This is a genomic window from Streptococcus panodentis, assembly GCF_017884005.1.
GTDB classification, from domain to species: domain Bacteria; phylum Bacillota; class Bacilli; order Lactobacillales; family Streptococcaceae; genus Streptococcus; species Streptococcus panodentis.
Window position 1 is genome coordinate 1 of the sequence record NZ_QFAY01000019.1, and the last position, 23,501, is coordinate 23,501.

The 23,501-nt window shown below is 48.4% G+C and carries 23 protein-coding genes; 8 read left to right on the top strand and 15 right to left on the bottom strand.

Annotated features, from left to right (window positions below):
• Positions 1-108: 108 nt before the first annotated feature.
• Positions 109-339: a DUF1797 family protein gene (locus tag DHL47_RS08930; protein ID WP_128837053.1), complete on the bottom strand. Its 231-nt coding sequence runs from the start codon at positions 337-339 to the stop codon at positions 109-111.
• Between the two features lie 244 nt (positions 340-583).
• Between DHL47_RS08930 and DHL47_RS08935 the strand changes: the two genes are divergently transcribed.
• From DHL47_RS08935 to DHL47_RS08950, 4 genes are all read left to right on the top strand, one after another.
• Positions 584-2,866 carry an ATP-dependent Clp protease ATP-binding subunit gene (locus DHL47_RS08935; protein ID WP_209551622.1) on the top strand — a complete coding sequence of 761 codons (2,283 nt, stop codon included), beginning with the start codon at positions 584-586 and terminating at the stop codon, positions 2,864-2,866.
• Positions 2,867-3,204: 338 nt separating this feature from the next.
• Positions 3,205-4,326, top strand: coding sequence for a PTS sugar transporter subunit IIC (locus tag DHL47_RS08940; protein ID WP_209551623.1), 1,122 nt, complete (start codon positions 3,205-3,207; stop codon positions 4,324-4,326).
• A gap of 124 nt (positions 4,327-4,450) precedes the next feature.
• A complete protein-coding gene (locus tag DHL47_RS08945) occupies positions 4,451-4,900 on the top strand; it encodes an NUDIX hydrolase (RefSeq protein ID WP_128837056.1) in 450 nt (149 codons plus the stop codon).
• Positions 4,901-4,967: 67 nt separating this feature from the next.
• Positions 4,968-5,270: a DUF1827 family protein gene (locus DHL47_RS08950; RefSeq protein ID WP_209551624.1), complete on the top strand. Its 303-nt coding sequence runs from the start codon at positions 4,968-4,970 to the stop codon at positions 5,268-5,270.
• Between the two features lie 108 nt (positions 5,271-5,378).
• Here the strand turns inward: DHL47_RS08950 and DHL47_RS13525 are convergent, their stop codons facing one another.
• Positions 5,379-5,504: a hypothetical protein gene (locus DHL47_RS13525; RefSeq protein ID WP_275946006.1), complete on the bottom strand. Its 126-nt coding sequence runs from the start codon at positions 5,502-5,504 to the stop codon at positions 5,379-5,381.
• A 61-nt stretch (positions 5,505-5,565) separates the two neighbouring features.
• Here DHL47_RS13525 and DHL47_RS08960 point away from each other — a divergent pair, with 61 nt between their 5' ends.
• Complete coding sequence (locus tag DHL47_RS08960) at positions 5,566-5,982, top strand: MarR family winged helix-turn-helix transcriptional regulator (protein WP_209551625.1); 417 nt, start codon at positions 5,566-5,568, stop codon at positions 5,980-5,982.
• Positions 5,983-6,175: 193 nt separating this feature from the next.
• Here the strand turns inward: DHL47_RS08960 and ileS are convergent, their stop codons facing one another.
• From ileS to murD, 11 genes are all read right to left on the bottom strand, one after another.
• On the bottom strand, positions 6,176-8,968 hold the full coding sequence (gene ileS / locus DHL47_RS08965; RefSeq protein ID WP_209551626.1) for an isoleucine--tRNA ligase: 2,793 nt from the start codon (positions 8,966-8,968) through the stop codon (positions 6,176-6,178).
• Between the two features lie 313 nt (positions 8,969-9,281).
• Positions 9,282-10,079, bottom strand: a complete 798-nt coding sequence (locus tag DHL47_RS08970; RefSeq protein WP_128837058.1) for a DivIVA domain-containing protein — start codon at positions 10,077-10,079, stop codon at positions 9,282-9,284.
• A gap of 9 nt (positions 10,080-10,088) precedes the next feature.
• Positions 10,089-10,874 (bottom strand): YlmH family RNA-binding protein, encoded by a 786-nt coding sequence (locus DHL47_RS08975; protein WP_128837059.1) that lies wholly within the window; start codon positions 10,872-10,874, stop codon positions 10,089-10,091.
• 4 nt (positions 10,875-10,878) lie between these two features.
• The gene (locus DHL47_RS08980) at positions 10,879-11,148 is read right to left on the bottom strand and encodes a YggT family protein (protein ID WP_128837060.1); all 270 of its coding nucleotides are present in this window, start codon (positions 11,146-11,148) and stop codon (positions 10,879-10,881) included.
• 11 nt (positions 11,149-11,159) lie between these two features.
• Positions 11,160-11,744, bottom strand: coding sequence for a cell division protein SepF (locus DHL47_RS08985; protein WP_128837061.1), 585 nt, complete (start codon positions 11,742-11,744; stop codon positions 11,160-11,162).
• A gap of 9 nt (positions 11,745-11,753) precedes the next feature.
• Positions 11,754-12,425, bottom strand: coding sequence for a YggS family pyridoxal phosphate-dependent enzyme (locus DHL47_RS08990; RefSeq protein WP_209551627.1), 672 nt, complete (start codon positions 12,423-12,425; stop codon positions 11,754-11,756).
• Between the two features lie 8 nt (positions 12,426-12,433).
• The gene (gene ftsZ, locus DHL47_RS08995; RefSeq protein WP_209551628.1) at positions 12,434-13,708 is read right to left on the bottom strand and encodes a cell division protein FtsZ; all 1,275 of its coding nucleotides are present in this window, start codon (positions 13,706-13,708) and stop codon (positions 12,434-12,436) included.
• Positions 13,709-13,724: 16 nt separating this feature from the next.
• Positions 13,725-15,083: a cell division protein FtsA gene (ftsA, locus tag DHL47_RS09000; RefSeq protein WP_128837062.1), complete on the bottom strand. Its 1,359-nt coding sequence runs from the start codon at positions 15,081-15,083 to the stop codon at positions 13,725-13,727.
• Positions 15,084-15,204: 121 nt separating this feature from the next.
• Positions 15,205-16,425, bottom strand: a complete 1,221-nt coding sequence (locus DHL47_RS09005; protein ID WP_209551629.1) for a cell division protein FtsQ/DivIB — start codon at positions 16,423-16,425, stop codon at positions 15,205-15,207.
• Positions 16,422-17,492, bottom strand: coding sequence for a UDP-N-acetylglucosamine--N-acetylmuramyl-(pentapeptide) pyrophosphoryl-undecaprenol N-acetylglucosamine transferase (locus DHL47_RS09010; protein ID WP_209551630.1), 1,071 nt, complete (start codon positions 17,490-17,492; stop codon positions 16,422-16,424). The genes DHL47_RS09005 and DHL47_RS09010 overlap by 4 nt, the downstream gene beginning before the upstream one ends.
• Position 17,493: 1 nt before the next feature.
• A complete protein-coding gene (gene murD / locus DHL47_RS09015) occupies positions 17,494-18,846 on the bottom strand; it encodes a UDP-N-acetylmuramoyl-L-alanine--D-glutamate ligase (protein ID WP_209551631.1) in 1,353 nt (450 codons plus the stop codon).
• Positions 18,847-19,117: 271 nt separating this feature from the next.
• On the opposite strand from murD, the gene DHL47_RS09020 reads away from it, so the two are divergent.
• Positions 19,118-19,699, top strand: coding sequence for a TetR/AcrR family transcriptional regulator (locus DHL47_RS09020; protein ID WP_209551632.1), 582 nt, complete (start codon positions 19,118-19,120; stop codon positions 19,697-19,699).
• A gap of 10 nt (positions 19,700-19,709) precedes the next feature.
• On the top strand, positions 19,710-20,285 hold the full coding sequence (locus tag DHL47_RS09025) for an NAD(P)H-dependent oxidoreductase (RefSeq protein WP_128837066.1): 576 nt from the start codon (positions 19,710-19,712) through the stop codon (positions 20,283-20,285).
• 55 nt (positions 20,286-20,340) lie between these two features.
• Here DHL47_RS09025 and DHL47_RS09030 read toward each other — a convergent pair whose 3' ends face one another.
• Together DHL47_RS09030 and typA are read right to left on the bottom strand one after the other, a co-directional pair.
• Entirely contained in the window at positions 20,341-20,616 is a 276-nt protein-coding gene (locus DHL47_RS09030) for a DUF3165 family protein (protein ID WP_128837067.1), read from the bottom strand.
• A gap of 22 nt (positions 20,617-20,638) precedes the next feature.
• On the bottom strand, positions 20,639-22,486 hold the full coding sequence (gene typA / locus DHL47_RS09035; RefSeq protein WP_128837068.1) for a translational GTPase TypA: 1,848 nt from the start codon (positions 22,484-22,486) through the stop codon (positions 20,639-20,641).
• A gap of 181 nt (positions 22,487-22,667) precedes the next feature.
• Here typA and DHL47_RS09040 point away from each other — a divergent pair, with 181 nt between their 5' ends.
• Positions 22,668-23,390, top strand: a complete 723-nt coding sequence (locus DHL47_RS09040; RefSeq protein WP_209551659.1) for a pseudouridine synthase — start codon at positions 22,668-22,670, stop codon at positions 23,388-23,390.
• Positions 23,391-23,501 lie beyond the last annotated feature (111 nt).

Genomic DNA, 23,501 nt, shown 5'->3' on the forward strand with positions numbered 1-23,501 from the left:
TCAAAACTAGAAAAAGGATAAGATCTTAAACCGACCTTATCCCTTTTTCATGAGTTGAAGCTTTTTGTCTCAGCCTCTTTTCCCAACTATAGAGCAGCAGGCTGCTTCTTAGTAAAGCAATTCGTAGATTTCCATGGCAATCAGGTCAATGCTGTCAAAAGTATAGGTTTCACGCGCTTCGACATCCCGCAGAGTAAAGACTGAGCCATTCTCTTCATCGTAACTGTAGGCAACTTCTGCTACAACTACTCCTTCACGTTCAAAATTACGTTTCAAATTTCCGCCGTCCTTAGCCATAGCCTCTAAGCGGTTAATAATTCTAACTAAATGTGATTCCATTTTGTTTCTCCTATTTACTTAGTTCCTTATCATTTTACCATAAATAGGAGCCGAAATACCACTAAAAGGGTATTTTTTGTAATTTTTCAAAGATTTATTTTCATCAGAATCGGTCTCAGGAATGATTTTGTAGCAAATTCTTGCAATGTTTGAGAATACTGATATAATGTAAGTATAAAATTTTGACTATTTTTGACCAATGCAAAAACAGTCAGATTCCACATGAAAGGAAAGAGGTAACTGCATGCTTTGCCAAAATTGTAAAATCAATGAATCAACCATCCATCTCTATACAAATGTCAATGGCCATAAACAGCAGGTGGATTTGTGTCAAAACTGCTATCAAATCATGAAAACCGACCCTGATCATTCTTTGTTTAACGGAATGGCCAACGCTAACAACCACGGAATTGACCCCATCGATGATTTCTTTAACAGCCTCAGCAATTTCCAGCAGCCGCAGGAACCGACTCCTCCACCGACTCAGTCGGGCGGAGCTTACGGGGGCGGCGGAGGCTATGGCTCCAATCAGCATAAAAACGACCAGCGTCAGCAAGCTCCGCAGAAACCCAAAGGACTCTTGGAAGAGTTCGGTATCAATGTGACGGAGTCTGCCCGCCGCGGTGACATCGACCCTGTGATCGGCCGTGATGAAGAAATTATCCGCGTCATTGAAATTCTCAATCGCCGAACCAAGAACAATCCTGTCCTCATCGGCGAGCCCGGTGTCGGTAAGACTGCCGTTGTGGAAGGACTGGCTCAAAAGATTGTTGACGGAGATGTGCCCCACAAACTCCAAGGCAAGGAAGTCATCCGTCTGGATGTGGTCAGCTTAGTTCAGGGCACCGGTATCCGCGGTCAGTTTGAAGAGCGCATGCAAAAGCTGATGGACGAAATCCGCTCCCGTCAGGACGTCATCCTCTTCATTGACGAAATCCATGAAATTGTCGGTGCCGGATCTGCCGGTGACGGCAATATGGATGCCGGTAATATTCTCAAACCGGCTCTGGCAAGAGGGGAGCTGCAGCTGGTCGGAGCAACCACCCTCAATGAATACCGCATCATCGAAAAAGATGCTGCTTTGGAGCGCCGCATGCAGCCCGTCAAGGTAGATGAGCCAACGGTAGAGGAAACGATTACGATTCTCAAAGGGATTCAAAAGAAATACGAAGACTACCATCATGTCAAGTATACAGATGCGGCCATCACAGCGGCCGCACTTCTCTCCAATCGCTACATCCAAGACCGCTTTCTGCCTGACAAGGCCATTGACCTCTTGGACGAGGCCGGCTCCAAGATGAACCTGACTCTCAACTTTGTTGATCCAAAGGTCATTGACCAGCGGCTGATTGAGGCGGAGAATCTCAAGGCTCAGGCCACCCGTGATGAAGACTACGAAAAGGCGGCCTACTTCCGCGACCAGATTGCCAAATACAAGGAACTGCAACAAACCAGCGTGCTGGATAAGGATACGCCTATTATCAGCGAAAAGACCATTGAGCATATCGTAGAGCAAAAAACCAATATTCCTGTCGGCGATCTCAAGGAAAAGGAACAATCTCAGCTGGTCAACCTAGCCAATGACTTGAAAGCCCATGTCATCGGCCAAGATGATGCAGTAGATAAGATTGCCAAAGCTATCCGCCGCAATCGGGTCGGACTGGGAAGTCCCAACCGCCCAATCGGCAGCTTCCTCTTTGTCGGACCGACCGGAGTCGGCAAGACCGAGCTGTCCAAACAGCTGGCTATTGAGCTCTTTGGCTCGGCTGACAGTATGATTCGCTTTGACATGAGTGAATACATGGAAAAGCACAGCGTGGCTAAATTGGTCGGAGCTCCTCCGGGCTATGTCGGCTATGATGAAGCCGGCCAGCTGACTGAGCGCGTCCGCCGCAATCCTTATTCTCTCATTCTGCTGGATGAGGTAGAAAAAGCCCATCCCGATGTCATGCACACCTTCCTGCAGGTACTGGATGACGGGCGTCTGACAGACGGTCAGGGCCGAACCGTCAGCTTCAAAGATACCATTATCATCATGACTTCCAATGCCGGAACCGGCAAGGCAGAAGCCAGTGTCGGCTTTGGAGCAGCGCGTGAAGGCCGGACCAACTCCGTCCTGGGAGAGCTGAGCAACTTCTTCAGCCCTGAGTTTATGAACCGCTTTGACGGTATTGTTGAATTCCAAGCCCTCAGCAAAGAAAATCTGCTGCAGATTGTAGATCTGATGCTGGACGATGTCAATGAACGCCTGTCCGGCAATGGCATTCATCTGGATGTCACTGACAAGGTCAAGGAAAAACTGGTTGACTTGGGCTATGATCCTAAGATGGGAGCCCGCCCGCTCCGCCGGACAATTCAAGAACAGATCGAAGACGCCATTACCGACTTTTATCTTGAAAACCCAAGCGAGAAGCACCTCAAGGCTGTCATGACCAGCAAGGGAAAAATTCTCATCAAGCCGGCCAAAAGAATGGAGGCTCAGACTGATAAAACAGTCCGTACGCTTGCGGATGACAAGGACGAATGAAAACCAAGAAACTGGGATTCCACCCAGTTTCTTTTTTTTGAGTATAAATATTAAAATTTTCAGAAAATTTTAATAAAACTATTTTCATTTTTCTTTTTTCGTGTTATAATAGCTTCAAGAAAAATAAAAAGGAGCTGAGCCATGTTATTATTGATTATCATTTTGTCCATTTCGACCAGTATGGATATACAGGCGCAGCTGTTGACGAATGAGAAGTCCGGAGGAACTCCATCCCTCTTTCTTGCTTGAGGGATGGACTCTTACTATCTTTTTTCTATTGTCGCCTGAACTTTGCAGCAGGTGATTTTTTATTTTTCAAAAAACAAAGGAGCTTACTGATGACTACAGAAAACACCAAACCACTGACCCCAAAAAGCTTTCTCCACAAGATTCTGAACGGAACGGCTATCGGGGTTATCGTTTCCCTCCTGCCCAATTCCATGTTCTCGGTCCTTTTTTCCTTGGACTTCTTTGCCAACAACGCTTTTTTCGCCACTTGGAACACAGCCAACGTCCTCTTTCAAAGCGCCTTGGCCGCCATTATCGGAACCCTGATTGCTTTTGAGTTTGGCTTCAAGGGAATGAAGGCTGCTCTGCTGACAGCTGTTGCCTTTGTTAGCTCCGGAGCCACCAGCCGGCTGGCAGGTGCTGGACAGATTCTGGCCGAGCTGCAAAAACAGCAGGCGCCCAAGGAGTTGATTGCTGCAGCCAAACAAATCAGCACTGGCTTTTACACCAGCGGGACCGGCGACATTATCAATGTGATGCTGATTTGCGCTGTCAGCGCTCTGGTCCTGCTCTGGCTGGAAGGAAAATTTGATTCCTTCAGCTTTGTCCTCATCCCTGTAATCGGTACTCTTCTGGCTAGTCTGGGCCTCTTCACCCTGCCTTATGTCAAAATGATTTCCACCTCTATCGGGCAAATCATTATGTACTTTACCGAGCTCCAGCCCTACCTCATGAGTGTCCTCATTTGCGTCACCTTTGCTATTATGATTGTAGCACCTATTTCCACCGTGGCCATCGGCCTTGCAATCGGTCTTAACGGCCTGTCTGCCGGAGCAGCAGCTATGGGGGTCGGTACGACCTGTATCGTCCTTGTCGTTCACTCCTTCTTTATCAATAAACCCGGTGTCACCACTGCTATTGCTCTGGGATCTATGAAGATGATGATGCCCAATGTTTTTGAACACCCTATTTCCTATCTGCCCATTGTTTCCACCTCTATCCTGACCGGGCTTCTGGTACCCTTCTTTGCCATTAGCGGAACGCCCGCCTCTGCCGGTTTCGGGCTGGTCGGTCTGACCGGTCTCTTTGCCTCCGTCACCGGCGGCCTCTCTGTCCCAACCGCTATTTTGGCCTGGCTCCTTCTGCCGACAGCAGCCGCTCTTCTTCTGCGCTTCCTTTGGGAAAAAATCCTCAAACTCTATCCCGTCAGCATTTTCAAATTTGAAGAATAGCTGCATCGGGGCGGAACAGCAGCATTGTTTTCAAGAAATTTTCAAAACCCTTGGTAAATCCTTGACAGCAGGTCTTTAGTTTTTTATGATAATAGTAGACTGACTAGAGATTGAGGAAAATAACATGACCCATCCAACTTTTGGAGAAAAAGAAGAAAATGTAGAATATGTGACCCGCTATGGAGTCTATGCTGTCATCCCCGATGAAGAGAAAGAGAAAATCATTCTCGTTCAGGCACCGAATGGAGCTTGGTTTCTGCCCGGCGGCCAGATTGAAGAGGGAGAAGACCATCAGACCGCTCTCGAACGCGAACTGATAGAAGAACTGGGCTTTACCGCTCAGATTGGCGCCTACTTCGGCCAGGCTGATGAATATTTTTACTCCCGCCACCGTGATACTTACTTCTACAACCCAGCCTATATTTATGAAGTAACGTCCTTCAAAAAAAGCCAGCAGCCGCTGGAAGATTTTAACAATTTAGCCTGGTTTCCCATTGATGAAGCGCTTGAAAAGCTCAAACGCGGCAGCCACAAATGGGGCATCGAAAAGTGGAGAAGTGTCCATAAAAACTAAAGAAATGTTTCACAATTAACTCCAAACATGTTATAATAATAGCAGGTAAAAAGCAGGAGGAAATCGCATGAAGCTTATCAATACAACAAACAGTCACGCTGAACTGGTCAAGAGTCAGCTGGCAAGCACCGACGCGATACTGGTAGAAGTCTATTCAGCAGGAAACAGCGATGTTGTTTTCACACAGGCTCCTCTGCACTATGAAATCCTGATTTCAAACAAGCACCGCGCCGTCCGTGAACAGGAAATCGAAAAGATTAGAGAGTTCTTTTTAAAAAGAAAAATCAATCCCAAATTGATTGATTCATCTGCTATCCGCACAATTTATGCCAATAATCTAATCGAAATCTCCATTCCAGTAAAACCATAAAAAATAAGGCGCCGGCCTTATTTTTTATTGGGGTTTAAAAATCATGGTGATGTGGGGCAGCACAGATATAAAGGATTGGCTGACTGGCTTACTTCCATATTTTATTTTTTATCGGCGGTGGGACAGATTATTGTAGACTCTGTCCTGCTCCACCACAAAGGTTTTCAGGCGCAGCCTTAGAAATTTATAAAATTCTAAGGCCGTTAATTGCTCAAAACTTTTTACCTGCCGCATACTTGTTTCCTCTCGATTTTTTCTGTATAATAAATGCAAATGCAACTAACAAGGAGTTCCTATGGATTACCGCCAACTTTTCCGACAGATGGGCCTGATTTCCAGACAAGCCATGCTGAAGATGAACCAGCAAGCCCATTCCTGCGGTCTGGACAATAATTTATTTTTACTGCTGACTCGCATTGTCGAAAATGAAGGCCTCAGTCAATCGCGATTGGCAGAAATGGTTCAGATTGACAAAACCACCCTTAGCCGCTCCCTCGGGAAGCTAGAGGAAAGAGGCTTGATTGTCAAAAAAACCAACGCTCAAAACAAGAAGTTCAAGGAACTCTATCCCAGCAGCCAAGCGCTCAAACTTTATGATCAGCTGATTGGTTTTGAAAATACCTGCGCCAGCCAAGCCTTGCAGCAGCTGACCTCCTCTGAGCTCTTTCAGCTGCAAAGCATTCTCGCTAAAATAGAAACAGCTAAGTTATAGTTTTTTAGTACGAGGCAGTGAGCCCGCAGACAGCTCAAAGCACTGCTTTGAGGTTGCGGATAGAGCTTCCGTGAGGAAGTCTCAAAAGCAGGGCAAGACGAGCTAACAAAGTAATAAAAGAGAAACTAAATGACGATATAAAAAGGCTCGCCATCAAGGGCAGAGCTTTTTTTATATTTTTGAAAATCAACCCTTACTTGCTTTCAAAGCCCTCTGCTACTGCCTGAGCAAAGTTTTCTTCCACAATTGCTGCACAGTTGTCACAGATCTGAGCGTGATAACTGCGCTCTCTGACCGTCTCGTCAACACGGCGGCAGCGGTCGCAGACCTGACCAGAGGCATGCTCCACTGTAAAGGCCACATCCTCAAAGGCCAGAGCAGTTTCCGGAGCAGGATCGTCCGCAATGGTCAGCTGAGACACGATAAGCAGCTGAGCGACATCGCTGTTGACTGCTTCCAGTAAGGTTTTGACAACTTCATTTGGATAAACCGTCAGGTGAGCTTCCAGAGACTTCCCGATGACTTTTTCATTGCGGGCTTCCTCCAGAGCTTTCTGGGCCTGGCTGCGGAAGTCCATGAAAGCAGACCAAGTATCCAAAATCTCCTCCTGATTAGGGAAACTTTGATGCTCTGGCAACTCAGCCAGCTGGACATAGTCTTCTTCCTCATGCTCCAGATAGGACCAGATTTCCTCGGCCGTATGCGGCAGGATTGGAGTCAAAAGCTTGGTAATTTTAACCAAAATATCATAGAAGACAGTCTGCATCTGGCGGCGTTCCAGCGATTTAGCCCCTTCGATGTAGACCACATCCTTGGCAAAGTCCAGATAGAAGGCAGACAGATCCACGGTGACAAAGTTGACAATGGCCTTGTAAATCGTCAGAAATTCAAAGTCAGCATAGGCTTTGCGGATGGTTGCTACCAGCTGATTGAAGCGGATGGTCATGTACTTATCAACCGAGCGGAGCTCTTCATAAGAAAGAGCATCTTGAGTCGGGTTAAAGTCAGAAGTATTGGCCAGCAGGAAGCGCAGGGTATTGCGGATCTTGCGGTAGGTTTCAGAGACTTGGCTGAGGATATCCATGGAAATGCGGACATCATTGCTGGAGTCCACACTGGTCACCCAAAGTCGGAGAATTTCTGCCCCGAACTGCTTTTCCACATCACTAGGCGCAATGGTATTGCCCAGAGACTTGGACATCTTCTCTCCCTTACCGTCCAAGGCAAAGCCCTGAGACAGGATTTGCTTGTAGGGAGCTACTCCATGATTGGCTACGGAGGTGATTAGAGAAGAGTTAAACCAGCCCCGGTATTGGTCGGAGCCTTCCAGATAGAGATCAGCTGGATAGGTCAGCTCAGGACGGTTGACCACCACACCATTCCAGGATGAACCTGAGTCAAACCACACGTCCATGATGTCTGTTTCCTTGGTAAATTCACCATTTGGAGATCCTGGGTGGGTAAAGCCGGCAGGAAGCAAATCTTTAGCGTCACGCTGCCACCAGATGATTGAGCCATGCTCCGCAAAGAGCTGTGCTACATGCTCGACAGTCTCTTCTGTCATGATTGGCGTGCCGTCTTCTGCATAGAAGATTGGCAGGGGCACACCCCAAGCCCTCTGACGGGAGATGACCCAATCGCCGCGATCGCGGATCATATTGTAGAGACGGACCTTGCCCCATTCGGAATGAAATTTGACCTTTTCAATCTCATCTAAAATTTCCTGACGGAATTTCGAGACGGAAGCAAACCACTGCGGTACTGCCCGCCAGATGATGGGCTTCTTGGTCCGCCAGTCAAAAGGATAGGAGTGAGAGATTTCTTCCTTGGCTAAGAGCAGATGGCCTAACTTTTCAATAACAGTCGGCACGACTTTGTCATAGAACTGGCCTGCAAAGTCTGGGCCGGCATTGTCCATCATGATGCCGCGTTCATTGACCGTCACGGCTACTTCCAGCCCGTTGGCTACACCGACACGGTAGTCATCCTCACCAAAGCCGGGCGCCGTATGGACGATACCCGTACCAGAATCCAGAGTCACGTGCTCCCCTAGGATGACCAATTCATCTACATCCGAATCCCAAGGATGCTCTGTCACGATATGATTGAGCTCAGCTCCGCGGTGACTGGCCACAACTTCCGCATCTTCCCAGCCAAATTTTTCAGAGAGAGTGTTCAGGAGATCAGCAGCCACGACAAATTTTCGGCTTTCTCCGGCCGGTCTCACCACCAAATAGTCAAAGTCCGCACCAACCGTCAGACCGCGAGAGGCTGTAATGGTAAAGGGCGTGGTCGTCCAGACGGTAATATAAGTATCTGTGTCCAGCACTCCCTTGCCGTCCTTGACCCGATTGGCATAGTAAAGAGAGGTAGAAACCAAATCATGGTATTCAATTTCGGCTTCTGCCAAGGCTGACTCAGAAGACCAAGACCAGTAGACCGGCTTAGCACCGCGGTAGATATAGCCCTTTTTGGCCATCTGGCCAAAGACACGGATTTGGGCCGCTTCATAGTCAGGGGTCAGTGTGATATAAGGATGGTCCCAGTCACCAGAAACGCCCAGCCGTTTGAAATCTTCCTTCTGCTTGTCTACCTGACTGAGAGCATAGTCCCGGCACATTCTCAGATACTCTGCCAAATCCAGCTCCTTACGCTTGACGCCCTTCTTGGCCAAAACCTGCTCAATGGGCAGACCGTGGGTATCCCAGCCTGGGATGTAGGGAGCCAAGTAGCCAGACATAGATTTAGAGCGAACGATGATGTCCTTGGAAATCTTATTCATAGCATGGCCGACATGGATATTGCCATTGGCATAGGGAGGCCCGTCATGCAGGATAAAATGCGGCTTGCCTGCATTCAGCTCCTGCCGGCGCTGATAAAGCTTAGCCTCATCCCATTCTTTCTGCCAGATTGGCTCCTTATTGGGCAGACCGGCCCGCATCGGAAAGGCTGTTTTCCCAAGATTGAGTGTTTCTTTGAGTTTCATTTTTTCTCCTCATGAATGATTGATTACAAAATAAAAGACCACAAATTTCTCCTAAGGACGAAAATTCGTGGTACCACCTTTGTTCAGACAGAAAAAGCTCCTGTCCCTCTTCGAATCTGCATCACAGATAAGCCTGCTAGACGAAGGCTTCTTTATAGACACAGAATCTTAGTCTGTAACGAAGACTGGCCGTCAAATCCTACTGATTTCAGATTTGAATCTGCAAAATGATAAGCCTGACAAAAGGGACTGCAGGTCTCTCACCCTCACCTGCTCGCTTTCAGTATTCTGTCAGCCTCGTGTTTCTGCAATCTTATAAAATATTTACTGGAATTTTTTGCTCGCCGTTTGAGTCATCCTGGTCATCTCCGCCCTCTGTGTCCTTTTCTGCTGCCTGATGCGCTTCTAAGTCTTCATCACTGAGCGGTGAAAAAGCCTGCGTCGCAGCCAGCTCACGGTTCGCTGCCTCGATGCGCTCCTGCAGCTCCGCCATTTCTTCCGGAGAGAACTGACGGGTCACATCCACTTCTTCCTCACGGATAAGGGCTTCCTCTCCAAGAACTTCGGCTACGACTTCCTTGAAAGCATCATCACTGGTCTGCAGATAAGTAGCTGTCGGACGCAAAATTTCTTCCCATTCCGATGAGTCGACAATGCTGAGCTGGCTTTCGATAGTGGACTTGAGGCGCTGATGGAAAACACGGGTTTTGTTTTTTAGTTCCTCTGTCTCAATCGCCACCTTCTTGGCATTGTCTGTCGCCTGACGCAGAATTTCATCTGCCTTGTACTTAGCTCCGTCCAAGAGATGCTGAGCATCTTGCTCAGCCTGACGAACAATATTGGTCGAACGCTCATTGGCCGCTACCTTGACCCGCTCAGCAGTATCCTGAGCAATCAGAACGGACTGGCTGAGAGAGTCTTTCATCTCATCGAAATAAGTCAGACGCTCTTCCAGATTGCGGATTTTTGCTTCCTTTTCATGATTTTCGCGGACCAAATCTTCATAATCCCGGACGATAATATCAAGAAACTCATCTACTTCCTCAACATCATAGCCTCTAAATTTGGTTCCGAACGATTTATCTTTAATTTCTAATGCTGTAAGTGCCATACTTCCTCCTCATTTACTAGCGAATAGTTCAACAGTTAACTTATATTTTCCGTTTTTGGAAAAGCCGTTTTCTCTTAAAACCTTAAATCTTCCAAATCTTCTAACACTGATTAAATCATCCAGCCCGACTTGCCGACTGGGATTGTCAGTAACAGCATAATTCATTTTCACATGCTTTCCTGAAATCAGCTGAGCAGCCTGACTCCGGGACAATCTGAAGGTGCTGGCCACCAGCTTATCCAGACGAAGGCTTGATGCCAAGATGTCTTTGGTGACAGCCTCCTGCTCAACCCTGAGCTGTTCGCCGGCAGCAACTTTTTTCAGTCTGACAGGTACTTTGGCAATTTTTGAAACATTGTCCATAAAGTACTGCGCCAAGCGGCTGTCCACAAATAACTGAGCCCGTTCTCCAACAACCAGAATATCGCCAAAAGTCCGCCTCTCAATGCCCAGCTGATTAAGCAGGGTTCCCATGATTTGGGCATGGCTGATTTTGCAAAATTTACTGGCATAGGAAATCTCCAGCAAGGTCAGTCCAAAATCCTCCCGGTCCAGCTCATAGTAAGAAGGGGCAACAAGCACCTTGGCCCATTCACTGGGATAATAATCCGAACTGGCGAAGACCTGTACATCATAGCCTTTGCCAATATTTTTCAGAATCAGTACCTGATGCGGATTCAGAAAAGAAGTTGCTTCAAAAGCATAGGTATTTTCTACCCTTTGAAAAAGCTCCAAGCTCCTGTCAATAAAGTCCCGATCCTCATGTGAAAAATGCTGATAGATGTCTTTTATCATAGTATCAAAACAAGAGAGCTACTAATAAGCTGAAAGACAAGCGATTTAAAAGGTGTAAAGCCAGAATAGCAATCCAAACTGTGAAATCAAGCCCTGCAAACTGCAAGGGCAGCTTCCGGAAAAGTTTTAAATAGGGTTCCGAAAGAGCCGTTATTAGCTGGCCAAACTTGGTCTGATAGGCCCCTGGAAACCAGGACAACAGCGCATAGATAAGCAAGACCGCTGAATAAAGGTTAAACAGATTCGATACGGCTTGAAGAATAAAAAATATCATATCTCTGTCTCTTATCTGCTGCGCTTCATGTCAAAGTCAAATTCGCTCAGCTCAACATCATTTGGCAGGCGAATATCTTCTACATTGACCACTACATTGATTGGAGTCAGCAAGTACATGGTACTGGCAACTTTTTTCAGGTTGCCGGCCAAGACATAGCGTGCACCGTCAAGGTAGTCCAAACAGCGTCGTGCCTGCACCTCTGTCATATACTGGAAATCAATCAGGATGCTTTCATTCGCCAAGAGCAAATCGACAATCTCTGTTGCTTCTTCGTATTTCCTCGGATAGCGCACATCAATGGTAATTTTCTCATCCGCATTGGCACGGTGCTGAGCCAGTTCCTGCTGGCGCGCATGCAGGCGCGTAATGTTTTCTGTCGGAGATTTCTGCTGCGGCGGCTGCGACGAGGCAGCTGAAGCAGCTGGACGGGCCGGCCGGTTTTCTTTGGCAGGCTTGGACTGTACCAGTGCAGGCTTCTGCTGCTGCTTGACAGGAGCAACAGGAGCAGCTGCGGTCCGTTCCTGTACGTCCGTCTCCTCTCCATCTTCCGTAAAGTAATCTATAAATTTATCAAATCTATCTTTTAATGACATAGTTCTTTCCTATTTAAAAAACGCGGTACCGATTCTGACATAGGTTGAGCCGTTGGCAATAGCCTGAGGATAGTCCCGGCTCATTCCCATGCTTAATTCAGAAAAAGGCATGTTTTTTAACTGTTTCTTTTTTAATTCTTTTTGAAGTTGGCGGGCTGTATCAAATATCTGATTCAGCTCCTCGTGACTAGCCTCAAATGGAGCCATTGTCATTAAGCCTACAATGCAAATATTTTTCAAGGATTCAAGCTGAGGCAGGACAGCATCCAGCTCTTCCAGTCGAAAACCGTGCTTGCTTTCTTCTTGAGAAATGTTTACCTGCAGGAAACATTTAATCACACGCTGAGCCCTTTTGTCAATCTCCTGAGCCAATTTGACAGAATCCAAAGCATGGAAGTAATCGACAAGATGAATCACATCTTTTACTTTTCTTCTCTGCAGGCTGCCGATTAGATGCCAAGTAAGATTTTCATCTTTCAGAGCTTCATATTTTTCCAGAAACTGATCCACCCGATTTTCGCCGATATGCGTCACTCCGGTGCGGACGAGTTCCTGAGCCGTTTGACAGTCAACATACTTGGTCACGGCAATAATCTTTACTGAATCTTTTGAACGATTGGCCCTTTCAGCCGCTTCTTCAACGGCCTGAAAAACGGCTTCCTTATTATTCTGCAAATCCATGGCTTAGATTAACGGTTTCTGAAAAATGGCGGTGTTTCAAGCTCATCATCATCTTCATTGGTCTCTGCATAGCGTTCAACACGAGCCGAAGAAGCCGGTTCTGCCTGACGGACAATCGCTTCGCGGCGCAGGTCCCAGTCGCCAAAGGCTGAGCCTTTGGGCGTATCCGTTCTTTGACGGTTCGGAGTCGGAACATCCACCGTTTCTGTCAAGTCAAAGTTCCGGTCAAAATGCGCTGAATGAGACTCGCGGTGGGCATCGGCCTGTGAGCGGCTGGCACTGCTGCCGGAAGCTGTTTGGCCAATTCCGCTGACGCGGTCTACCTTCTCCTGACGCACGCCGGTAGCTACAACCGTCACGCGGATTTCATCCTTCATGGACTCATCAATCGCTGTACCGAGCCAGATATTGACACCATGGCCGGCAGCCTGATTGACGATTTCTGAAGCTTCTTCCGCTTCAATCAGCGTCATGTCCAATCCGCCGGTGACATTGACAATCACATCTTCTGCACCGTCAATAGTTGTTTCCAGAAGCGGAGAGTAGATAGCCTTGCGGGCTGCTTCAATCACGCGCTCTTCACCGCTGCCGATACCGATTCCCATCAGGGCATTGCCCTTATCAGCCATAACGGTCTTCACATCCGCAAAGTCGAGATTGATCAGACCAGGACTGGTGATGAGGTCCGTAATCCCCTGCACCCCTTGGCGAAGGACATTATCCGCTTCGCTCAGCGCTTCTAAGAGCGGAGTCTTTTTATCAACGATTTCAAGCAGGTTGTTGTTGGAGATAATCAGCAGTGTATCCACATGCTCGCGGAGCTCGTTGATTCCTTCCACTGCAAAGTTGCCGCGCTTGCTGCCTTCAAAGCCGAAAGGCCGGGTTACAACCGCAACCGTCAGGGCACCGACAGCCTTGGCAATGCGCGCGATAACCGGTGCAGCACCAGTACCAGAGCCGCCGCCCATTCCTGCTGTGATGAAGACCATGTCCGCACCCTGGAGGGCTTCCGTCAGGACTTCTTCGCTTTCTTCCGCAGCCTTACGGCCAACCTCAGGCTGCCCTCCGGCACCCAGTCCGCGGGTCAGCTTAGGACCGAGCTGAATCACCGTTTCTGCCTTGGCGCTGCTCAGTGCTTGAACATCCGTATTTGCTGCGATAAATTCAACACCGGCAACACCTTCATCAATCATTCGGTTGATGGCGTTGCCGCCGCCTCCACCGACACCAATAACTTTAATGACTGCGCCTTGTGCGGCGGCAGCGTCAAATGAAAATGTCATAGTCTCTTTATTCTCCTTAATCAAACATATTACCAATCAGATTGCGCATGCGATCTGTAATACTTGGTTTTGCTTCTTGGTTTGGCACATCGCTGCTGGCTGCCGGAACCTCTTGAATCGGTTCTTCGGCCGGCTGTTCAGCAGGCTGACTGTTGAAACGCGGCACTGACTGAGCAGGACGTTCAAAGGACACCGGCTGATGGCGCAGCTGTTCATCGCCGCGAACAGCAATCTGAGCCAGCATGTCGACATCTGTTAAGTTTCCGGCATACTCTGACAGGCTGATGACGTGAGCAAAGGCTGGATTGCGGATCCCAATTTGATTTGGCACATAGAGTTTAACCGGTACGCCGAATACCTCCTGAGCCAGCTCAACAACCCCCGGAAGAATCGCTGCACCGCCGATAATAACAATGCCGCCCGGCAGTTCAAGAAGATGTCTTCTGTCTAAATCCCGTTTGATCTGATCAAAAATATGCCGGATGCGGGCGGAGATGATTTCAGCCAAATAGCTTTCTGTGATTTCAACTGGCTCTATCTCCCCAATTACTTCTACTTGGAAAGATTCTGAGCCGGCAGACGGTACATAGGCTTCTCCGTAGTTAAATTTAAGGCTTTCGGCTAATTTCTGCGATGTTTTCAGGACTTTTGAGATATCCTTGGTGACATAATCGCCGCCTTCTTGGTAGATATTTGTAAACTGCAGTTCCTGACCTTTGACAGAGGCTACCGTTGTTTGGCCGCCGCCCATATCAATGATGCTGGCACCAAATTCTCTTTCGCCTTCGTTCAGAATGGACTTGGTCATAGCCAAAGGTGAGATGATAACATTCTCCAGCTGCACTCCCGCCCGCTCTACAGTCTTGCGCAGATTGTGCAGGATGGTCCGCGGACCTGTGTAAAGAAGGCCGCGCATCTCCAGCCGGATGCCCATCATACCGCGCGGATCACGGATTCCCTGGAAGCCATCCACTACGAATTCTTCCGGTATAAAGGTAATGACTTCACGGTCAGGTGTCATACTCTTGGTCAGAGCCGATCTGACAACATTTTCAACATCCTCATCTGTAATCTCTTTGGAATCGCTGGTAACAGGAATCATCCCCTGTGTCGGTTCGATCTGCAGCAAGTTGGCAGGAAGACCGACATTGACTAAACCAATCGAAATCCCGGCCTTTTCTTCTGCTTGGGAAATAGCGGTTTTAATCGCAGTTGCAGCCGCTTCAATATCGACGATAATCCCATCTTTAACGCCAGCGCTTTTAGCATTGCTGACTCCAATAACATTCATTTCACCGTTGATGTGCTCTGCCACCAACACTTTAATTGAGCTAGTTCCTATATCTAATCCAGTAAAAAAGCCGTCTCTAGCCATTACACCAGTCCTCTCTATCTTCCATCTTTCCGGTCTATACTAATAACTCCCAAAAATAGAGTTACCCAAGCTTTATTATAACATAAAGAAAGTGAAAATGTGCAGTTTTTCTCCATATAATTTAGCGATTTTCGGTATTTCCCGTATTTTCTGCCGAATTTTGAGCTGCAGCTGCACCGTCTTCCTGACTTTCTTCTGCTGGCTGCTCCTCGCCCGCCGGCTGCTCCGTACCAGTATCAGTTGCACTGTCGGATGCCGTCTCTTCTCCCTGAGCTTCCGCACCTTCTGCATAGCTGAAGATTCCGGCCTCCATATCAACAACGCTCGGCGCCTCTAACTGCGGCTGAATCCCCTTATAATAAGGCAGTTTCTTGCTGATATGAGCAATAGGAACCAAGATTTTATTGCCATCGTACATGGTCAGCGTCAGCAAGTCGGATGTCACCTTGCTTGGAGTCAGCTGGACCGTCTTAATATTCTTCTTAATGACGTCCGAAATTTTTGCCATCTGCTGGGCAAATTCTTTTATCAGACCGCGGTCAGTAAACTCAACTGCAAGGTAAGTCTCAGGCAGCGAATCAGCTGCTGCTGCCTGCTCAATCACCTGACCGTTGGTCAGAATCGGATAATACTGGCCGCCGTCGTGGAGATAGGCTAAGACAGCATATTCCTTGACGGTCACCTGAAAGGTAACCGGAAACTGATAGGTCATGTCCACCTGTTCAATCCAAGGACTTGACGCCTTCATATTGCGGGCATAATTGGACTGATTGAGCAGGGTCGTCAAGGTATAATCCCGATCATCTATCCGGCTGCTCTGCAGCAAAGTCTCCTGATCAACGGCCTGATTGCCTGAAAATTCAAGAGTTTTCATCGTTGCCAGAGGTGTCAGAAAGTAAAGCGAGAGCAGAAAGAGGAGGGTGCTGCCCAAGAGGACCGGCAGGGCCCGATAGAGGTGAACCCTTGCTATCGGTGCCTTTGCTGTCGCTTTTTCTGCCTTTTTCTGCAGCTTTTCCAGCTTTTTGCGTTCTTTTTCGGTCAGCTCCGGTTCGGCCTCTGCTGCTTGAACAGCTTCATCAAACAGCTCTTCTATTTCCGCCTCTTCAGCAGCCGCTTCTGATTCTGCCTCATCCTCTTCCGCTTCCCGGTCAGCTTTTTCCATGCCTTCTTCCGCTTGAGCGGCAGCTTCTTCTCCTTCTTCGGCGGCAGCTTCTTCCGCTTCTTTCTGTTTTTCTGCTTCTGCCTGAGCTTTTTTCTCCAAATATTCTTTATTGCGTTTCTGCCATTCGGAGAGGTGTTCTGTCACCTCTTCCTTTGGCTCATCATGATTGTTTTTGCTCATTTCTTTCCTTTGTCAATATCTGCTCTCAGTAGGCTGTAAAATTCCTCCAAAGACTTGATTTCATGAGATTCTTCCATCGCCTGATGGTAAGCCTGCTGCTGCTCCAGTACATCCTCGACTGCCGCCTGCAGCTGTTCTAAATCCAGCTGACTTTCCTCCAGTTTCTTGGCATAGCCTTTTTTTACAAAGTAGTCTGCATTTTCAATCTGGTCGCCGCGGCTGGCTTCGCGCCCAAGGGGCACGATAATCTGAAGCTTCTTCATGGCCAGCAGTTCAAAAATCGTATTGGATCCGCCCCGGGTCACCACGACATCGGCCAATTCCAGCAAGGGCTGGTAAAGGTCCGTCGCATAGGCCTTTCGGTAGAGATGGGGAGCTGCTTCGTCCAGACTGGCATCGCCGGTCAGATTGATAATGTTATAGCGCTCTGTCAGAGCCGCCCGATGGCTGCTCACAAAGTCATTAAAGACCTTGGCGCCGGCTGAGCCCCCGACAAAGAGGAGGGTGGGCAGATCTTGATCAAACTGGCTGCGGATGTCTTCTAACTCCGCCGGATTTTCCACGGATTGACTGCCGACCTTGGTCACTGCTCCGACATGCTCTGCCTTGGTCAGGGCAGGCGCCTGCTCAAAAGTGGTATACATCTTGCTTGCGCACTTATAGGCGATTTTATTGGCCAGGCCAATCGATAAATCCGACTCATGCACATAAACCGGCACCCCGGACAGGCGGGCCGCAATGACCGGCGGCACCGATACAAAGCCCCCCTTAGAAAAGAGGGCCTGCGGCCGCAGTTTGATGAGGATACCCAGCGATTGGAAAACTCCCCAAACGACCTTAAAGCCGTCCAGCAGATTCTGCCAGGAAAAATAACGGCGGAGCTTGCCGGTGGCCACCGAGTGAAAGGTCACGTCCAAACCAGACTTTTGAATCTCTTGATACTCGATACCATGCTGATCACCGATATAGTGAACCTGCCAGCCTTCTTCGATAAACTTAGGAATCAGCAGCAGATTGAGGGTCACATGCCCTACCGTTCCGCCGCCTGTAAATACGATTTTTTTCATCTTACCCTTTTAATTCTTCAACTGTTGCCAAAAATTCCTCTCCGCGCACTTCAAAATTACTGTACATATCCCAGCTGGCATTGGCTGGACTGAGCAGAACAACGTCCCCAGGTGCTGCTTGGGCAAAGGCCTTACGGGCCGCATCTCGGACATCCGTCGCATCCAGATAAGGCACGCCTGCCTGATCCGCCGCTCTCTTCATACGTGCAGCCGACTGGCCCAGGATGACCATTTTTTTCAGCCCTTTCATGTCCGGCACCAGCTCATCAAATTCATTGCCCCGGTCCAGCCCGCCGGCAATCAGCACCACCTTGCTGTTGTCAAAGCCCGACAGCGCTTTCTGGGTCGCTAAAATATTGGTTGATTTGCTGTCATTGTAAAAAGCGACACCGTTGATTGTTCCTGCATACTGCAGCCGATGTTTGACCCCGCCAAAAGCGGACAGCGTTTCCCTGATGATAGGAGAAGCAATCCCGCTCAGCTTGGCCACAGCAATAGCTGCCAGAGCATTTTCGATATTGTGGCTGCCCGGAACCCCGATTTCATCTGCTTTCATGACAGCCTCGCCGCGGAAGTAAAGAGTGTCTCCTTCCAAGTATGCGCCGTCTACCTTTTCAGCCGTTGAAAAAGGCACAACCTGGGCTTCAGTCTGACCAGCCATCTCTTTGGCCCAGTCTTGATTGAAATTCAGGACCAAATAATCAGCAGCGGTCATATTTTTCTGGATGTTCCACTTGGCCGCCGCATAGTCTTCAAAAGAGCCATGATAGTCTAAATGGGTCGGCATCAGATTTGTGATGACAGCGATGTGCGGGTGAAAGGTCTCAATGCCCATCAGCTGAAAGGAGGACAGCTCCATCACCAAAGTATCGCTGCTGCTGGCTGTCTGGGCTACCTGACTGGCCGGAAAACCGATATTGCCGGACAAAAGGCCCTTGCGGCCGCCAGCCGTCAGCACTTGGGCAATCATCGTCGTCGTCGTGGTTTTGCCATTGGAACCTGTAATCCCAATAATCGGCGCTTCTGAGATCAGATAGGCCAGCTCCACCTCTGTCACAACCGGAATTTTTTTCTCCAAAGCCCGCACCACCATCGGGTTGTCATAGGGAATGCCGGGATTTTTCACCATCAACTCAAAGTCTTCATCCAAAAGCTCCAGAGGATGCCCTCCGGTCACTACCTTGATGCCTTCTTCCAGCAGAGACTGAGCTGCAGGATTTTCCTCGAAAGGCTTGCCGTCATTGACTGTCACAATGGCCCCCAAGCTGTCTAAGAGGCGGGCAGCCGACTCACCTGACTTGGCCAATCCCAAGACCAAGACTTTTTTATTGGCAAAATTTGCAATATGTTTCATAAACAACCTCTTCCATTCATACTTCACTCTATTTTACCCTTTTTTGCGGAAATAAAAAAGCCATAGCAGACTTTTATTTTCGACTGTTAAGAAGTTTTGAAAAAAATGAGATGTTTTCATCTGTTTGAAACACTTTGTAACATAAGTCTATTCTTTCTGTAAAGACAAAAACAGAAAAGGCTGCAGGCTTTTTCTTGTCTTTCCCTGGCCAAAGTGCTACAATAAAATTAGAAGAAAGTTACCAGTGGTAACATGAGAGAGCAAGAAAAAGATGGCACAAAAAGAACGGAATTTAAAGACTGAACTGGTCAGACTAGGAGCCCAGCAGATTGAAAAAGAGGGCTGGCAGAGCCTGTCTCTCCGCAAACTGACCGCACAATGCCAGGTCAGCCATGCAGCCAGCTACCGCCATTTCGAGAACAAGAACGCTCTCTTAAATGCTCTGATTCCAGTGATTTCAGACCATTTCGCAGCCTATCTTAAGAGCGGCAAGCAAGGGGATCAGACTCCCAGAGAAGAGCTGGTTCATCTGGGCTATCAGTTCATTGGCTATTGCCAAGACTATCCGCATCTCTTTGACTTTCTCTTCTTCAGCCCCTATGCCCTGACTACCCAGTTTGATGAAGCGGGCCATCTGCAGCTGGAGATGGATGTCGCCTCCTTTCGTTACAATCGGGAAGTCATCCAGCGCTTCATTGATTCTCTGAATGGACATTATGATTTTAACCTTGCCTTTATGCACCTGTGGAGCTTCATCTTGGGAATCAGCACGCTGATACGCCAGGGCATTTACTCGTCCCAAACGGCCGGTTTGTCTCACATTATCGAGACAACTTTTGCATTTTATCAATAGGAGGTATACTATGACAACCGCTATTATCTATGCGCATCCTTATGACAAGAGCTTCAACCACGCTATTTTAAATACGGTTCTTGACTCTCTTCGGAGCCAAAAGCAAGAGTATGAACTCTTAGACCTCTATGCCGACGGTTTCAATCCGGTTTACACAAAAGAAGAGCTGGCTCTCTTCAGCCAGGGTCAGGCGCTGGATCCGCTGGTTCAGCACTATCAGGAAGTGATGAAAAAGAGCAGCCGGCTCATCTTCATCTACCCTATCTGGTGGAATGATGTCCCCGCCATCGTCAAGGGCTTTTTTGATAAGGTCTTTCTGAAAGAATTTGCCTATCGGGATAAGCCGTCCGGTCTCCTAGAAGGTCTGCTGCCCAACCTGCAGGAAGCCATCATCTTTTCCACATCTGCCGGGCCCACTTGGTATGAGCGCTTCATTGCCGGCAACGCTTCTAAAAAAATCGTCCTCAGCAACACTTTGAAATCTGTCGGCGTCCAAAAGAAAAAATGGTTTAATGTCGGCCGGGTCAATAAAATCTCCGACCCAGAACGGCAGGCCGCACTGAAAAAAATTGCCGAACTTGTCTAAAAAAAGAATGGAAATTCAGAAAATCAATGATTTTCGCTTTCCATTCTTTTCTTTTTTATTCCAACTCTTGGTCAGCCTGTTTCTTTGATTTATTAGGCGGCTTCAGGCGGCTGATGTCGCGCAGGGCCAAGATAGCAATCACTGACAGGCCGAAGCCCACAAAGTACTCAGCCGGCAGCCGAAAGACCTGAAAAAGACCCAGACCAAATAAAATAATCAGAGCCACAATCAAGAGAACCAAGGTGACCGCATTGAGCGTCCCCTTGATACTGGCTGGAACAGCAAAAATATAGAAAAGCAGAATCAAGATTCCGATGATTAAATAGACCATTTTGCTGCTCCTTTCCCAGCATTTATTCAGCTGCTTTTTTCTTTTTATTTTTATTGGCTTTTTCGCGCTCTGCCTTGTTGAGAATCTGCTTGCGCAGGCGGATAGATTCAGGAGTGACTTCCATGTATTCGTCATCATTGAGGAATTCCAGTGATTCTTCCAGCGTCAGAATCCGCGGTGTCTTGATAACCGCTGTCTGATCCTTGGTCGCAGAGCGGACATTGGTCATCTGTTTCGCCTTGGTAATATTGACAGTCAGGTCATTTTCGCGGGAATTTTCCCCGATAATCATGCCTTCGTAAACTTCCGTACCTGGATTGACAAAGATGGTGCCCCGCTCCTCGATAGACATGATAGAGTAGGTCGTTGCCTTGCCGGCATCAATGGAAACCAGTGCACCGCGGTGGCGGCCGCCGATTTCACCCGGGATGAGGGGCAGATACTGATCAAAGGTATGGTTCATAATCCCATAACCGCGGGTCATGGAAAGGAACTCCGTAGAATAGCCAATCAGACCGCGGGCAGGAACCAGAAAGACAAGACGGGTTTGGCCGTTGCCGGCTGCCACCATATCCAGCATTTCGCCCTTGCGCTCAGACAGGCTTTGAATGACGGAACCTTGGTATTCTTCCGGTGTGTCAATCTGCACGCGCTCGAATGGTTCGCATTTAACACCATCTATTTCTTTGACGATGACTTCCGGACGGGACACCTGCAGCTCATAGCCTTCACGGCGCATGGTTTCAATCAGGATAGAGAGATGCAGTTCCCCGCGGCCGGAAACAATCCATTTATCCGGCGAATCGGTCGGGTCTACACGGAGAGAAACGTCAGTCTGCAGTTCTGCCTGCAGGCGTTCTTCCACCTTGCGAGAAGTTACCCATTTTCCTTCACGGCCGGCAAATGGTGAGTTATTGACCAAGAAGGTCATCTGCAGGGTCGGCTCATCGATGTGCAGGACCGGCAGGGCCTCCACTGCATCTGTCGGTGTGATAGTCTCTCCGACAAAGATGTCTTCCATACCGGATACCGCAATCAAATCCCCCGCCTTGGCATCAGTGATTTCCCGCCGTTCCAAACCGAAGAAACCAAAGAGCTTGGTCACCCGGAAGTTTTTCGTAGTGCCGTCCAGCTTAGAGAGAGTCACCTGATCGCCGACCTTGACTGAGCCGCGGAAGACACGGCCGATACCGATACGGCCGACAAAGTCATTATAGTCCAAAAGGGACACCTGAAATTGGAATGGCTCGTCAGAATTATCCACCGGCGCCGGGATATGATCGATAATGGTGTCAAAAATCGGCGCCATGGTATGCTCTTGGTCTGCCGGATCATCTGACAGGGAGGAAGTCCCATTAATAGCAGAAGCGTAGACAACTGGGAAATCCAGCTGATCATCATCCGCTCCCAGCTCAATAAAGAGCTCCAGAACTTCGTCCACTACTTCTGCCGGGCGGGCAGACGGCTTATCGATTTTATTGACTACAACAATCGGCACCAGATCCTGCTCCAAGGCTTTTTTCAGCACAAAGCGGGTCTGGGGCATGGTGCCTTCATAGGCATCGACAACCAGCACTACACCGTCAACCATCTTCATAATCCGCTCGACTTCGCCGCCGAAGTCCGCGTGGCCCGGTGTATCCATGATATTAATCCGAGTGCCCTCATAGGCAACGGCCGTATTTTTAGCAAGGATGGTAATGCCGCGTTCTTTTTCCAGGTCATTCGAGTCCATGGCCCGCTCCTGCAGCTCCTTGCGCTCATCCAGTGTATGAGACTGCTTGAGCAATTCATCGACCAAGGTTGTCTTCCCGTGGTCAACGTGAGCGATAATAGCGATATTCCGAATATCTTCTCTTAATTTTGTCATGATTTCCTCTGAATTTTTAAATTTTATTTCTAACTGAACAATTATACCACAGACCGGCTCAAAAAACACGGTTCAGCTAAGTGTAAATGTTTTCAGCAAGCATTTCTCCCTCCTCCATAAAAAAATCAGGCAGCTCTCAGGAAAATGTGCTATGATAAAGAAAAAGGAAAAGGAGGGAGCCATGCGACTAGACCACCTGCTGGCTGAGCAGAATATCAGCCGCAAAAGAATGAAGCAGCTGCTGCAGCGAGGCCAAATCCTTGTTGACGGCAGAGCAGCCCGCCGACTGAGCCAGAATGTTGACTGCGGTCTTCAGACTATCTGCCTAGAGGGCAAAGCTGTCCAGGGCCAGCCTCACCGTTACTGGATACTCCACAAACCGGCCGGCTATGTGACTGCCAACCGTGACACCGAGAAAGCAACCGTACTGGATTTGATAGAGGAAGACTGCAAGGAGCAGCTTTACTCAGTCGGTCGGCTGGATCGGGACACTGAAGGACTGCTGCTGCTAACAGACAACGGCCCTCTGGGATTTCAGCTGCTCCATCCTCAATACCATGTGGACAAAACCTACTATGTGGAGGTCAACGGTCCTTTAAGCCCAGATGATGTTGCCGCTTTTGCCAAAGGCATTGTTTTTTTGGACGGTACCGTCTGTCAGCCGGCACAGCTGATGATTCACTCCTCTGCCCCCTTTTTTAGCAGAGCTGCGGTCACTCTTTCTGAGGGCAAGTTTCATCAAATCAAAAAAATGTTTCTGGCTGTCGGTGTCAAAGTCATCTATCTCAAACGCACGCATTTTGCCGGCTTTAGATTGGATACAGACTTAGCCAAAGGAAATTACCGCCCTTTGAATCAAGAAGAATTCCAGACTATTAAAAGATTTTTGGAGGAAAGTTGGTAAAAAAAGAGTAGGAAAGAACTCCAAACAAATCAAAAGAGTTCGCCTCCCCACCCCAGCACAGCTGCTTTAGTTATCTTTGGAGCTGAAAAAAGCCAACGAAGATGGCAATCA